We start from the raw sequence: 14,971 nt of genomic DNA on the forward strand, positions 1-14,971 counted from the left end.
TCCGTCTTCTTCGTCGCAAGGAACTCGAGGTTGCCCGCGGCGTTGATGCGGAGCTTCGCGCCAGCCGGGATCTCCACCGCGGTCTTGGTGCCGATGTTGTCGGAGAAGACCTGGTTGGAGGCGTTCACGCCCTTCGAGGCCGGGACGGCCTCAAGCCACGTGCCCTTGCCGACGTAGTCCGTGCCACGGTCGTTGTTCCAGCCGACCTGCTTGTCCGTGGTGTTGTTCCAGGACTTGTAGAACTCGGAACCCTGCGTACCAGACGCGGTGTTGTTGCTGATGAACGGGTTCTGGGAGTTGGCGAGCTCGATCGTGCCGTCGGTCTTGACATTGCCGACGAAGTACCAGCCGAGGAACACACGGCCGCTGCGAGTCGGGGCCGGGGCGGTGAACTCCTGACCCGTAGCGTACGACTGCTTCTCGCTCTTGCCCGAGTAGTTGTAGTTGTAGGTCACACCGGCGTTGTTGGTGTTCCACTGCGCGTACAGGTCGGTGTTCGCGTAGATCGGGGTGGAGAAGTCGAACTGCTTCGCGCCGAAGTCCTTCGACGTGGACCAGCCGGACAGCGTGTCATCCGTGCGGGACAGGGCCGGGGCCTTGGTCGCGGTCTTGCCGGACTCCACGTACTCGGTCGCGACCTTCACGAAGTGCTGCCTGTAGCCGCCAGCGGGATCAGCTTCGTAGCCGACCGCGGTCCAGTAGCTCACCGCGAACGCGTCAGCGGTAGCTCCGGACCACAGGGTGAGGTCCGTGTGGTTGCCGTTGGCGCGGTAGTCGGCGGGCAGCTCGGTCTTGGCGCCGCCGGTGGTGTTGATGTAGTACCACTGGGACACGTAGCCGTAGGCGTGAGTGGCGCCGTCGTACACCAGCACGTCGGTCGGGATCTTCTCGCCGAACGCGACGTCGACATCCGTAGGCGACGTGAAGTTGGTGTTATCGGCCTTCTTGTAGTGGACAGTGGTCGCGTCCTTGACCGTGCCGGGCTGGAGCTCCACGTCGTACGGGCCGGAGTTGGCGTAGCTCAGCGCCTTGGAGAAGTCGGCCGTCAGCTCGTCGTTCGTGACCTCGTACGTCGGGGACGGGGACGCGGAACCAGTCGGATCCGCCTTCCAGCTCGTCACGACCTTGTGGTCGTTCGCCTTGTCCGTGGGCAGCTCCCAGGCGGCGATCTTGCCGTCCTGCTTCGCCACGCTCAGCTTGTAGTCGCCGCCAGTGAAGCTGAAGAACGGCTTAAGAGCGGTAGCCACGCCACTGCCATACGCGTCGGACGAGGTGCTAAACAGCGAGTTCGTCTTGAAGGTGAAGTTGACGACATCGTCCGGGGCCGCCCAGTGGGCGTACAGGTCGATGTTCTTGTCCACAAGCGTGTGCTTGAAGTCGAACTTCGCCGAACCGTAGTCCGCACCCGTGTACCAGCCCGTGAACAGCGTGTCCGTCGGGGCCGTCACGCTCCAGACACCAGTGGTGGTGTACAGCTCGTCAAGCACGCCGTTCTCGTTGCTGTCGAGGTCGGTCAGCTTGAACGTGGCGGTAGCACCGGCGACCAGATCGTCCTTGGTGCTGTCGACCTTGGCGGTGGCGTTCGCCGGGGAGTTCGCGTGCAGCGTCACCGTGACGTTGTAGTCATCCACGCGCGAGGCGCCGGTCGCCGCGCTGGCCGTGCCGGCCGCCACGCCCATCGTGGCCAGCATGGCCACGGAGGCGAGGCCCGCAAGCGGCGCGCGCCAGACCTTAGTGTTTCCTGTCATGATTCAGGAACCTTTCTTCTAGGGACACGGGGCGTGAGGTAGTGGTCCTTTGGAATTGCATGTATCCGACACGTGCAGAGAAGTGTCATCAGTGTCTTCCGGATCAGTATTCCCAGTCTGTACTCTGAATGTTGTTGCCTGACGAATCGGCAATCAGATGGGGAGTGGATGTATGGCGGAACATGGTGTGAGGAGGCATCGGGATCCGACGGGCACGGATAGCCGATTCGAGCTTTTGCATATAGGCGTGACACTCCGGCTCCGGAGAGACTCGATCTGAAATCGTAGAATCTTATTAGTGGTTTTCTGCCGTGGGAGGGGGTGGGATATCGATGGGGTCGGATCATTCGTGTGTTCATCCGGTTACGGGGCTAGGACGGTGCAAACCGAGACGGGGGCTTCCCCCGAAGAGCGGCGGACCGGCGCGGGATGTCGATAAAGTGTTGGATATGCTGTTTGATGGGACCAAGGTCGTGATCCTTGTCGGGGCCGGCGTGTCGATGGTTGCACCGAGTGTCCTGCCATCGGGTGCTGAACTGTTAAACGGGAGTCTACGGTCGTTGATCACGGAACCACATTTGCGGCCGTATCTGGATGCGGTGACAAAGAATTCGGGGTGGGGCAAGGTCGTTCCTGAAGCGATCTTCCAGCGTATTTCCGACACTGTAGGATACCTGCCGTTGAATGGGTTTGGGGGGTTGGCTACGGCGGTGCCTAATGGCGTGCACCGTGTGTTGGCCGAAGTGGCGACCCGACCGGGGAAGACCATTGTCACGACAAATTTCGATTTGCTGATCGAAAAGGCATCGGATCAGCCGATCAGAGTTTCCCATATACATGGGCGGATTGATCGTCCCGATACGATGTTCACGGTGATACGAAGAATCGGCCGTGGCCTTCCATCGGATGCCAAGGCGGAATTTGCCCGTGCATTGGAAACCGCTGATGCGTTGCTGTGCCTGGGGTATTCCGGCAATGATACCGATGTGATGCGGGTTGTGGCCGAGCATCGCCCCGGACGGATCGTGTGGGTCGCCAGGGACGATGCTCGGGTCAAGGAGAATTGTTCCCGCGCCGGATTGAGCGCTGTGGAGCCCCTTTGCGTGGATCTTGCCAATCTTGCCGTCGTACGTCCTCCGGACTATGGCAGACGGCCATCCGTAGTCCCCTCCGAGATCAAGGAAAGGGGCGAGACGGCACTATCGGAGGGGATGCAGGCGGAGATTTTGATGGGGTGCCTCGACCATGTTGGGGCGTACGAGTTGTCCGTCGAATTGGCGGATGCCGAAATCGGACGCGGAGTCGTCCAATATGATGAGAGACTGTCGTTGTCTCTGCTTGCGGCACACGCCGCGAACCGGATGGGGAACAGCGAAAAAGCTCTCTCGTTATGTTCTGGATTCTCCGAGGAGAATATCCGCACCCCCAATTTGCTATTCAGATTTCGTACGGAACGGGGCCTTGCCTATCTTGATTGCGATCATCCGCGACTAGACTTGGCACGCAACGACCTACGCGCGGCATTGGCCGTGGCGAAGACTGTTGCCGAAACGCAGGAGCCAGATGGCCGGACGTGTCTGGGGTGGGCGCATCACAATCTCGGATACGCCGAGAGTGTGGTCGCTTGCGAGGGCGATGTGTCTGCCCTGTCCAGAGCGATTCCGTTTTATGAGCAGGCCATCAAAGAGAAACGAGCCTGCGGTGATTTAGCGTACCTGCAATCCAGCCTGCGCAATCTCGCCGCTCATCGGGTGGTCGTCGACGGAACCCCTATCGAGACTGACCGATTCCCCCGGGAATACGGGGAATTCTGCGGAATCTGCGAACAACACGGTCTGCGGTGGGATCAGTCCTACTTTTGGGCGTTGCTGGCGTTCTTGCTCGATGCGGCAGGGCGTGGGAACGACGCGAGAAAGTGCGCGAAAACAGCAATCGGCTTGTACACCGGATTGGACCATAAGGATGAAGTCATGATTGGTACGCTCCGGCGGCTGATTGATAAAACGATGGGCGCGCATGCACGGAACAACCGGTAACTGAGAAGCATCATACAGGGATGCGCCGTTCCTAAATAGGTGAGTGTAGTGTCTATGAGTTCTTCTTGGGGAGGATGCGCATCGTCAACTTCGTTGCCGGGTTGACGAGCACTGTCTCTATGATCCATGACAACATCGTCAACAAGGCAAATACAACGACAATGATCATGCCAGCCGCAAGGACTTTCCAAAGGGATGAGGCAGGTCCCGGGACGACGATGGCGGTGATGGGCCAGATGATCTTGTACCAGAACTGGTTCTCATGGATCAGGTACACGCCGAACATCGCCGACGAGAGCCTGACGGTAAGGCCTCTGATACCGGAAGGCACGTTTGTCGTATCAATATTCAGCACAAGCATCAGGATCGCGGCGGCTATGACCATGGGCAGGACGACTATCCCCGGCTTGATCTGCGTGTCCCAGCCGAGGAAGACGCCCAGACGGGTGCGGTCTGCGGCGTAGTGGTTGAAGACGAGCATGACCGCCGAAGAAATCAGGATACCCGCAATCAGAGGCAGGGGCTTCATACGGTCAGGATTCTCTGAATGGTACAGTCGGATCCATCCGCCGATGAGGTATCCCGTCACCGCATATGCGACGTTGTTCCAGAACACCGGGGCGATCCCCGTCTGGTTGCCCCACAGCACCCATACGCCGAAGAAACCAAGCAGAAGAATCAGCGCCTCAATGCTTCTCTTCGGAAGATGCTCGAACAGGCAGTTCACGAATGGCGTGAACAACAGCATCACAATGTACGCGGTGACAAACCAATAGCTGCTTGACAGGAATGGGAACAGCGCCACCAGCAGCATACGCCAGAACTGATCGCCGCTGAACATGCCCGATACCGAAGAAGGTACTGCAACCACGTGCATGAGCGGCAGCATCACGATCAGCGAAATTACAGAGTACAGGAACATCTGCAGCCAAGTGCGTACGATCCGTCGCCAGGAGAACGTTCTCTTCACCAGAAAGTATCCGGAAATCATGAAGAAGATCGAGACACCCACCTGACCGTACTGCACCACAAGGTACATCAGCGCGGACTTCCAGCCAGGCAGATAATCCAACCCCGTATCCACGTGCAACAGCCATGGAATGTGCAGCGTGGCGTGGCAGGCGACTATCGACAGCATCGCGAACACACGCAGCAGATCAAAACCAAAGTTTCTGTGAACGTCACGCGCGGACATGTGCTTGGGGGAAGTATGTCGGGGCATCGCTGTGGTTGTTCCTCTCCGCACGGTATGGGGTGAACATGATTTGGCTCAGAGCCCGCCGGTAATTCACGATGATGCTATACCGCCTCCCAGACGCGCGTTGCCGTGGGTTACACTGGGGCTTTATGTGTTCCTCAATAAGCCAGTCTCGTGTAACCTCGGTCGACGGAATGTCCGTGGATGCGCGAGAGCACCCGTTCGGGATTCGGCAGATCGCCCTGATGGCGGCATTCATACTGTTTGTGGTCTCTCAAATAGTTCTGGCGGTGTTCCATGAACCGTGGCGTGACGAATCCCAAGCTTGGCTCATCGCCAGGGACGCGGGACCGTGGCAGGTGGTCTCCGACATCAGCAGACAGGAGGGGCACCCGCCGCTATGGCTGTTCCTCCTCATGCCGTTCGCGAAGCTCGGCGCCCCCTACTGGAGTATGGAGGCACTCAGCGTGGTGATCGTGATCGTCGCCGCGGCGGTGTTCATGCTTGTGGAGATGCCGGCCGTCTGGAAGATCGTCATACTGTTCACGCCGATGTTCTTCTACTGGCCGTCCGTGGTTTCCCGCAGCTACTGCCTCATCACATTGGCCGTGGCATTGCTCGCCTACCTGTATCCTCGGCGCGAGCGGCATCCGTGGCTGTTCTCCCTGACGATCGCGAGCCTGTTCCAGATCCATGCGCTGGCGTTCGGTTTCGCCGGATCATTCGCGTTGTTGCAGGCTGTTGAGATGATGCGACGCCGGCGGCGGCCATGGCCTTTCCTCCTGCCCGCGATCTCGGCGTTGGCCGCGTTGTTGGAATTGAAGGGGGCGGATCAGCCTGTTCCCATGAACGCCCCGGTTCTTGACCGGCTCAAGATGATGGTCGTTCCCTTCACCGATTTCCTCGGTGCGCCTCACCAGACACTCACATTGGGTTTGATCGCGCTGACGGTGACCGTCGTAGCCGTATTGGCCTATTTGAACGACATCGGCATCGGACTGTGCGCTTTCGGCGGCATCGCATGGCTTCTTGTCATGGATGTCCTCGTGTACCCGATGAACAGCATGCAGAAAATAGCGGCATGGATGTCGATGCTCATGCTGACGGTGACCTTCAGCGTGTCGAAATCACGGGAACAGTCGAAGAGAGACGGCGAACATGGTGTCGTGGCATGCCACGGAGGAACGAACGTTCTGCCCGCCTTGATCGCAGCCTCCATCGCGCTCGCGTTGCTGCCTGCTCCGGCCACGTTCGCCGCCGCCCGCAGGGATCTGCTGCAACCCTTCTCGTCGGGCAAGGAACTGGGTCGGCTCATCGACGACGTGTCAAGTGAAGGCGTGACGGTGGTCCCCATCGAGGATCGAGGCACCCAGTACGCGGTCAGCAACGCCCTGCCGTACCTGACTCGGGGGCAGCGCATGTGGAGCGTCGCCACGGGCGGCGAGGCAAGCTACGTGACGAACCGGTTCCGCGCCTACTGGGATACGCATGAGTCCGTGGCCGATGAGAACGCGCCGGACGCTACCGCGGAGCTCATAGACGGAATCCTGCCAGACGAGCGTAACGTGCTCATCGTCGCCTGCACATACTCCGACAACCCCGCACTGGAAGCCGCGTTCGACAGTGACCCCCGCATGACGAAGAAAGGAAGCATGAACGAGCCTCACGTCGATGAGGCGTTGCGTACTTCCGGCGGAATTCGCTGCGCAGTGTACTCCTACGCGCATTAGACGGGATCAGGATTCATTGGGCAGCTGGTCGACACCGATCGTGAACGGGCTGGCGGGCAGCTCCGATCCGTTGTACAGCAGCACTTCGCTGCTGGGATCGGTGCCCCAGAGGTAGCGCACTTGGTAAATGCTCTCCACATCCTCGGAGTGCACCACCACGGTGTCGTCGTTGATCAGGGCGAGGGCCGGCTTAAACACACCGTCCTCGCCGGCGACCTCGAAGCCCTGAAGGTCGGCATCCGTCGGATCGGCGACTCGACTCGGCGTGGCGCTCGTGGAGTATCGTGGAATCATGGCTTGGAGCCCCTTGCCTGTATTATTTAGGAATTTTACTGCCACGATGGATGCATTGAATTTGGAACGTACCGCATGCACCGCTATCGGGCTTTGCGGGACGCTCTTGCCCGCGCGCATCGCCTCCCATTGCGCCGCCATCCGTTCGGCGAGGATATCCTTGCCCAGGGGGTGGATGACCTTGCTGGTTCCCTTGTCCGTGTCGATGGCCACGGACATGCCGATATTCGACGTGTCGGCCGCTGCTCGCAACGCGTCGGACTGCCCCTGCCTGACAACGGACGTTTCGGCCCCGTCCTCGTACCGCGCGAGCTGTACGTACAGGAACGGCAGTGAGGCATCGCCGAAGATGTCCCGGTACCGGTTGATCAGCACCACGAAATTCGAGGCGTATGATGTCGCGTCGCTGATGTTCTCCGCGTCGTTCTCACCCTGATACCACAATATGCCGCCGACCGTGAAACCCTTCAACGGCAGGACATGGCTCCTGTAGATGTCCCCTCCGGGCATGTGCCGTTTCAGGGATGTTCCACCCCATGCGATCTGGATGATGCCGACGGGCACGTCGGGGCTTTTCTTGCGCAGCCGTTCGGCGAAGAACTGGGCCAGATAACTCAGCCGAGGGGAATTGGCCTGCGTGGCGCTCACCCATGACTTGGAGCTGAACGAGCGCAGTGGCAGACCCTCCGTCTTCTTGACCGCTTCATCCGTGCCGGTATGCCCGGCGACGAGGAAGTGCACATGATCATCGGATATGGTGGTGGGCAGATCGTCGGAATCGAAGGCGTCCCCCATGTTCGCGCTGATCTTGGCGTCAGTGCCGTAATAGTCGACATAGTTGTCGTCCATATTCGATTGGCCGGCGGCCACGAACACGTCGCCCACATACGTCTTGTCGAGCTTGAACAACGTCTCGCCGTTGCCGCTGACGGTGAACGAGTATGGGGAGAGGGACGCGGGCAACGCCGGCAATTTCGCGGTGAAGTTGCCCTTCGAGTCCGACCGCACGGTGACGGAGGACTCGTTGTCCTTGCTGCGCAGGGAAACCGATAACTCAGCGTTCCGATCGGTGGTGCCATGCACGCTGATGGCCTTCCCCCTCTGGAAGACCATGCCGTTCATGTAGTAGTTCGGCAGCGTCACCGAGTGCGCCGCGACTCCGAACGAGCCTTTCGTTTTCGTCAGAAAGTTCGGCGCCGTGAGCAGTATCATCATTGCCATCATCACGGCAATGATCACAAAGCTGATGGCGGCTATGATCCGCCGATTCTGTCTGATCATCGATTTTTGCCTAAGGGGTTTCTCGGTTGCGGTAATGCTCGAACAAAGCATAGCGGAGGAAACTGACTTCGGCACCATGACACAGTTCGGGAGAAGGCAATGACAGACCTAGTATGGTAATCACGAACGACGTCATGCATACCCCGGGAGGGACGGATGCGTAATCGGTGGGGGTGTCCCGCTAAAAGACTGAGGGTTCTTATCCCGTTGCTGCTGGTGTGTGTAATGGAGATGACCGTCTTCAATCTCCCCTTCTGGGAGTCGTTGTCTTTCCCGGATTCCCAGACGGTATCAGTGACTGCTGGGAAGGGACTATCGGTACAGGGGAACCGCTATACGATTACCGATACGGATGATGCGATTCTCAATCTGGATCTTCCCGCCCCAAAGGGGACGGTCGTGCATAACGTTGCCCTGCAATTAGAACCTTCTTGGAAAGAACGGCGGTTCCTGCCGTCAGCGGGCACGACGATCGACGTCAAACCCATGATAGCCGATGAGGGTCACACGGGAGGACCGGTGGGGATGAGGGCCGTTCACGTGTCGGAAGGGCTCAGCGCGACTCACTACATCAGGATCCATACCGCTGGCAAGGTGGCGTCGCTGTCCTTGTCGTTCCCCGGGAATACGGGACGCTCTTTCACGCTGTCCGCGGTACGCATCAACGCGCGCCCGCCGTTTCATTGGTCGATGACGCGTTTCCTCTGTCTGTTGTCCGCCGTCTATCTCGTATACGCATTCTGGCCGACACGTTCCATGTACCGGTGGGATCTCGATTTTCGCGAGTCTAGGCAGAGGATCGTCGTCGCTGTCTTCCTTGTCCTGCAGGCGTTCGTATTGGTTGCGGTCACTCAGCTGATCGTCCCTTCGAGGGTGTTCGGTTCCACGTATCTGACCGCCAACGGCGCGTTCATCAACGACGACAACCAGTACAACCATCTGGCCGACGCCATCCTTTCCGGAAGATTGTATCTGGATCTGCCCGTTCCCGATTGGCTGGCGGGCTTGCCGAATCCGTACAGTCCCCCGTCTCGGGCGGCCATGTCCTATCAGACGGGTCAACCCACGTACTGGGACTACGCATTCTTCGATGGGAAGTACTACACGTATTTCGGGGTGGTGCCCGCCCTGCTCGCGTTCGTGCCGTTCAAGCTCCTCACTGGCAGGGATCTGCGCACCGATTTCGCCGTCGCCGCGTTCGCGGTGTTGTTCGTGCTGGCCGCCGCATACTTCCTACATCGGCTGTTCGCCCGGTATGCCAAGCGTGTTTCACTGGGCGCGTATCTTGTCTCCTGTCTGGGATTCGTCACCGGATGCGGGACGCTGACCCAGACGTTCCTGCCGAAGATCTATTCCCTGCCGATGCTGTCGTCCATGGCGTTCACCCTGTTCGGCTTGGGACTGTGGATGGGCGCCAGCAAACGGCACGGGAGGCTGTCTAAATTGGCCCTGGCTGGCGGCGCGCTGCTCATTGCCCTTAATCTGGGATGCAGGCCCCAGTTCGTCCTGTCCGCGTTTCTGGCGTTCCCGATCTTCGTCCGGGAGATCCGGGAGAGGTTGTTCTTCTCCGTGAGGGGGATCGTCAACACCCTGTGCGTGGTCCTGCCGTTCCTCTTGATCGGCGTGTGCACCATGCTGTACAACCATGCCAGATTCGGATCCTACTTCGATTTCGGAGCCGCCTACAACCTGACCGGATTCGATATGGTGCACAGCGAACATTCCCTGTCCCGCATCCCATGGGGCATCTGGCTGTATCTTCTCCAGCCGTTGGACATCACCCCGAACTATCCGTTCATGAAACAGATCGATGATCCGTCCATGTATCAGGGCTTCCTGATCATGGAACCCATGTTCGGCGGTTTCCTGGCCTTCGCCCCGGTCGCGGTGTTCCTGTGCCTTCTACCCCGAGTCCGTCGCGAGGTGCACGAAGCCAAGGCCGGGCTCCTGTTGGGAATGCTGCTGGCGTTTGCCGCCCTGATCCTCGTGGTCGACACGAGGATCGTCGGCGTGTCCTCACGGTATTTCAGCGATTTCGGGTGGATGCTGCTGACCTGCGCATGCCTGTGCGCCGTCATGCTCATAAACCGTCACGATTCGGAAACGGCGGGCAGGATCATCCTGTACGCGTTCGTCGTCCTCACGCTCTGCGGGGTGTTCGTCTCCTACTGGAACCTTCTGTCCGACGGCCGGTACGGCGAGCTGCAGACGTATAACAGCACGCTGTACCGGATCGTCGAATCCTGGTTCCTGCCCTTGGCCTAGCGACATGCGACAGAGCGATAGTCCGCTATAAGGTAGATCTGGCAAAACACATTCGGGTGAAGATCACTGCTCGAGTTTGTAGTTGCCGTCGTACTGGTCGAGGTTGGCGTTGATGAACCGTCCCGGACGCAGCATTGGGCTCCACTTGAGGAAGAACCGCCTGTATTCGTCGTCGGCCCGACGCTGCTTTCTGGCGTCGTTCTCGTCCCGGCCTCGTGACGTGTGCTCGTTGTGGTAGAGCAGCGCGCGAGGCTCGAAAACGGTCACCTTGTCTTCCTGTTCGGCCTTGAGGCACAGGTCGATGTCGTTGAGCACGACGGCGAGGCTTTCGTCGAGCCCGCCGATCTTCTCAAACAGCGAGCGGCGGATCATCTGGCAGGCGCCGGTCACCGCTTCCGGGTTGTACGGGTAGTGCATGGTCTCCACGTAACCGCTGTCATCCGCCGGGAGGTCATGGCCCATGTAGCCCACGTAGTTCGGGGACACCCACACGCCGCCGTGGGCGATGATGCCGTCCCGGCAGATCAGCTTGGCGCCGACGACGCCCACGTCGGGGCGGGCCATGAAGTTCACCATCGCGCCGAGCCACTCCGGGGAGATCACCTCGGTGTCGTTGTTGAGGAAGAGGATGATCTCGCCGTCACAGTGGCGCGCACCGTAGTTGCAGATCGCCGAATAGTTGAAGCCGTGGCCCGGCCAGGTCACGACACGCACCCTGTCGGACTCCTTTTGGATGCGTTCGTAGTACGCGAATGTCTCGGGTTCGACGCTGTTATTCTCCACCAGCGTGATGTCATAGTTCCCGTACTCCGTCTTCCTCAGGACCGAATCGACGCAAGAAGCCAGCATGGCCGCATGATCCTTGGTCGGAATCACGATGCTCACCTTGGGTTCGTGGTCCATCAGATAGCGCGTGCGGTAGCGGAACGGCAGCTCGGACTCGTTGACCTCGGCCTTCACTCCGATACGTTCGAAATGACGGCTGAGCGCGAGACGCCCGGCTTCGTCGGCGTACGGCTTGCTGCTGGGGTCCGCACTGGTCGAATTCGCGTGGATCCGCCAGTGGTACAGCACGTAGGGCACGCTCCTGATGGACCGTGCGACCTCCGTGCACTTGAGGATCATGTCGTAGTCCTGGGCGCCAGCCACATCGGCGCCGGACAGTTCGATCCGCGAGAGCGCGTACCGGCTGACCATCAGCATGTGGGTGATGTAGTTGTACGAGTACAGCCAGTCCCTGTTGAATTCGGGTTTGAAGAACGGCCTGTTGTAGAGGCCGTCCTCCAAGCGGTCCTCGTCGCAGTACAGCAGGTCGGCCTCGCGGTCGTCCTGCATGACCGCGACGTACTGGTACAGGGCGTCCGGTTCGATGACGTCGTCGTGGTCGACGAACGCCACGTAGTCGCCGGTGGATGCTTCGATGCCGACATTCGTGTTGTCCGCGATGTTCCTGTTCTCCGCGTCGATCACGCGAATGCGCGGATCATGGTAACGGGCCAGAACCGTTCTCACGGATTCGTTCGCCCCGCTGACGTTAACCAAGACGAGTTCGAAACGCTCGTACGACTGGGCGAGAACCGAATCGATCATCGCCGTGAGGTATTCCTCCGGAGTGTTGAACAGCACCGACACGATGCTGATCGTCGGCTTGTATTCCCACCGGTCGATGGCCCGGCGTTCAGAGCGCAGGTCGTCGACCGCGGCCCTGTGGCGTTCGAACCACGCGGCGTACCCGGGGTCATCGTAGGCGCTGCGTGTATCACCCAGCGCTCCGTTGACGAACCCTTGGAACATGCTTGAGGTGAGACATGTGAAATTGCCGTATGCTGGTCCGTTGTCCTTCTTGGCCCCCAGTGTCGCCTCGATACAGAAAACTTGCAGATCGCGCGGCAAGCGTACGGCGTAGATCCGCTCCCATACAGGAGCGTAGGAGTCGCCGCGTGGACACACGTCGGTATCCTCGATGAGGATCGCCTCAGCGCCGACGACGTTCGCTGAACGGTCCAGAACACGAATGTTGAGATTCTCGTCGTTTTGCGGCCGCTGGGGGAACCGCACCTTGAACCGGCACGTGACCGCCGACTCGCTGACGGGATAGATGGCGGTCACGTACAGATACGGCGCAAAAGCGAGACGCCGCTGATCGATACCGCGGATCTGATATGCCTCATCCGCATGGAACTTGTAGGACAGACGCGAACGAACCTTGCTGGGAAGAGGCTGGAACGGGAATTCGAACACCGGTTCACCATCGGCCGAGGAATCATCGTACAGGCGAACCTGTAGATCGGTGTCGTCGAGCAGGGGAACGGCCACCACACAGGATCCGATGCCGCTGCCGTCAAGCGCATGATCGTCCCCGGCTTGATGCGCCGCCACGGCGTCCTCTCCGGGGAACCCGAACGGATAAACGCCGCATACGATGGTCTGCCCGTTCGCGGCGGTCGCCACTGCGGACAGCCGTTCGGGGCGCAGCCCCTCACCCTCTATCTTGATGTACCCCTTGCCATCGCCTCGGCACAGGCGCTTGATTGCATATGACGACATACGACTCCCTATTGACACAACTTATTGTCCTCAGAATACCGCGTGTCCCTAGAAGAAAGGTTCCTGAATCATGACAGGAAACACTAAGGTCTGGCGCGCGCCGCTCGCGGGCCTCGCCTCCGTGGCCATGCTGGCCACGATGGGCGTGGCGGCCGGCACGGCGTCGGCTGCGACGAACAATCCTTCTGCGACGCCCGAGTCGTCGCAGTCGGGTGCCGCCAAGCTTGACTCGTACAACGTCACGGTGACGCTGCACGCGAACTCCCCGGCCAACGTCAAGGCCAAGGCCACCGTGGATGACACTACTGACCCTGAGCTGGCGGGCGACACCGCCACGTTCGATCTGTCCCAGTTCGATTCGGACGGCAACGGCACGCTTGACGAGCTGTACTCCTCCAACGACTGGAAGCTGACGGTCCCGAACGGGGATTCGTTCACGGGCTGGTACACGTCCCCGGACTACGGTTCGGAGAAGTTCGACTTCAACAACACGTTCGTGGGCAAGAACCTTGACCTGTACGCGCACTACGCGGAGCCGGACGATCTGGTGAACCTGCGTTTCGAGACCAGCGGTAACCTGCTTGACACCTCGACGGTGTACGACGGCTCCCGTGTGTCCGGCACGGACAACGTCTCCGACGGCACCGCTGACAGTGGTCTGCAGTTCGCCAATGTTCAGGGCGGCCAGTACCGTCTGACGGTTTCCAAGAAGGACGGCAAGATCGCCGCCTGGGAGCTGCCTCAGGACAAGGTCGGCGACTACAAGGTCGTCAAGGAGTGGAAGGCCGACCCGAGCGGTGACGCCGCTTCTGGTTATGCCAAGCCTGACAACCCGACGCAGGATGTGACCACGGACCAGCTGACCTCCGGTTTCGCGAAGATCCTGACGTACGACAACTCCGGCCAGTACAACGTGGCCGTCGTGCCGCAGGACCCGGGCCAGAACGCCGTCACCGTCAAGTACCGCATCAAGCCGAACGGTACCACTCCGGTCGCCGCTTGGCGTGACGTCGCGTACGGCGAGACGGTCCCGACCGACGTGCTCGTCAAGGACGGTGCCGACTACGGCTATGTGGACCAGTGGTACTACAAGCCCCTCGCCAGCGGCGACCTCGAGAAGCTGCCGGAGGGCTACAAGGCCAACGCCAACTACAAGGATCTCGCCCTGTACGCCGGCGCGGCCACCGACGCGATGAAGGTGACCTACAAGACCCGCATCGACAACAGCAACGGCACCGACAAGTTCGTGACCGCCGGTATCGAGTACGTGAAGGCCGGCGACAAGGCCACGGCCCCGAGCCTGTCCCGTGACGGCGGTTACACGCTGTCCGGCTGGTCCGAGGACCCGAACTTCGGCGGCAAGCAGTACGACTTCTCCGCCGGCGTGTACAAGGACACCGTCCTGTATGCGCAGTGGAACACCGGCAAGGCGACCGTGCGCTACAGCTACAACTACGCGAACCAGTTCAAGGATCAGTCGTACGCGACTGGTGACGAGTTCACTGCCCCGGCCCCGACTCGTAGCGGCCGTGTGTTCCTCGGCTGGTACTTCATCGGCAACGTGACCGACGGCAAGATCAGCTTCGGCGGCAACGCCGCCAACCCGTTCACCGACTCCTCCCTGCCGCAGAGGGGTTCCGAGTTCTACAAGGCCTGGAACAACGCGAACGGCAAGGTCGTGGGCTGGAACACCGGTCGCGACGAGAAGACCTTCGTGGGCACTGGCGCTTGGCTCAAGCCCGTGCCGAACGCGACTGCCACGTCCGTGTATGACGACGGCGCGGGCAACACGGCCGTGGAGATCCCGGCTGGCGCGAAGCTCCGCATCAACGCCGCGGGCAACCTCGAGTTCCTTGCGACGAAGAAGACGGA

8 protein-coding genes are annotated in these 14,971 nt (G+C 60.2%); 4 read left to right on the forward strand and 4 right to left on the reverse strand.

Annotated elements, in window-relative coordinates:
• Positions 1-1,748, reverse strand: a 1,748-nt coding sequence (locus tag CSQ85_RS12670) for an InlB B-repeat-containing protein (RefSeq protein WP_150384315.1), incomplete at its 3' end; no start/stop codon positions are given.
• Positions 1,749-2,191: 443 nt separating this feature from the next.
• On the opposite strand from CSQ85_RS12670, the gene CSQ85_RS12675 reads away from it, so the two are divergent.
• Positions 2,192-3,784, forward strand: coding sequence for an SIR2 family NAD-dependent protein deacylase (locus CSQ85_RS12675; RefSeq protein ID WP_150384316.1), 1,593 nt, complete (start codon positions 2,192-2,194; stop codon positions 3,782-3,784).
• 52 nt (positions 3,785-3,836) lie between these two features.
• On the opposite strand, the gene CSQ85_RS12680 is transcribed toward CSQ85_RS12675, so the two are convergent.
• Complete coding sequence (locus CSQ85_RS12680) at positions 3,837-4,979, reverse strand: acyltransferase (protein ID WP_190973044.1); 1,143 nt, start codon at positions 4,977-4,979, stop codon at positions 3,837-3,839.
• A 98-nt stretch (positions 4,980-5,077) separates the two neighbouring features.
• Between CSQ85_RS12680 and CSQ85_RS12685 the strand changes: the two genes are divergently transcribed.
• A complete protein-coding gene (locus tag CSQ85_RS12685) occupies positions 5,078-6,712 on the forward strand; it encodes a hypothetical protein (RefSeq protein ID WP_190973045.1) in 1,635 nt (544 codons plus the stop codon).
• 6 nt (positions 6,713-6,718) lie between these two features.
• On the opposite strand, the gene CSQ85_RS12690 is transcribed toward CSQ85_RS12685, so the two are convergent.
• Positions 6,719-8,230, reverse strand: a complete 1,512-nt coding sequence (locus CSQ85_RS12690) for a sialate O-acetylesterase (protein WP_223846984.1) — start codon at positions 8,228-8,230, stop codon at positions 6,719-6,721.
• A gap of 282 nt (positions 8,231-8,512) precedes the next feature.
• Between CSQ85_RS12690 and CSQ85_RS12695 the strand changes: the two genes are divergently transcribed.
• Positions 8,513-10,552: a hypothetical protein gene (locus CSQ85_RS12695; protein ID WP_150384319.1), complete on the forward strand. Its 2,040-nt coding sequence runs from the start codon at positions 8,513-8,515 to the stop codon at positions 10,550-10,552.
• 63 nt (positions 10,553-10,615) lie between these two features.
• Here the strand turns inward: CSQ85_RS12695 and CSQ85_RS12700 are convergent, their stop codons facing one another.
• Positions 10,616-13,099, reverse strand: coding sequence for a glycosyltransferase family 2 protein (locus CSQ85_RS12700; RefSeq protein WP_150384320.1), 2,484 nt, complete (start codon positions 13,097-13,099; stop codon positions 10,616-10,618).
• Positions 13,100-13,169: 70 nt separating this feature from the next.
• Here CSQ85_RS12700 and CSQ85_RS12705 point away from each other — a divergent pair.
• A partial coding sequence (locus CSQ85_RS12705) for an InlB B-repeat-containing protein (RefSeq protein ID WP_150384321.1) occupies positions 13,170-14,971 on the forward strand: 1,802 nt, incomplete at its 3' end.

The organism is Bifidobacterium rousetti, assembly GCF_008698235.1.
Classification (GTDB): Bacteria; Actinomycetota; Actinomycetes; order Actinomycetales; family Bifidobacteriaceae; genus Bifidobacterium; species Bifidobacterium rousetti.

Bases quoted from the DNA above. Each gene is read 5' to 3' on its own strand.
- CSQ85_RS12680 (WP_190973044.1), bottom strand. From the start codon at position 4,979: ATGTCCGCGCGTGACGTTCACAGAAACTTTGGTTTTGATCTGCTGCGT.
- CSQ85_RS12685 (WP_190973045.1), top strand. From the start codon at position 5,078: ATGATGCTATACCGCCTCCCAGACGCGCGTTGCCGTGGGTTACACTGG.
- CSQ85_RS12690 (WP_223846984.1), bottom strand. From the start codon at position 8,230: ATGATGGCAATGATGATACTGCTCACGGCGCCGAACTTTCTGACGAAA.
- CSQ85_RS12695 (WP_150384319.1), top strand. From the start codon at position 8,513: ATGGAGATGACCGTCTTCAATCTCCCCTTCTGGGAGTCGTTGTCTTTC.
- CSQ85_RS12700 (WP_150384320.1), bottom strand. From the start codon at position 13,099: ATGTCGTCATATGCAATCAAGCGCCTGTGCCGAGGCGATGGCAAGGGG.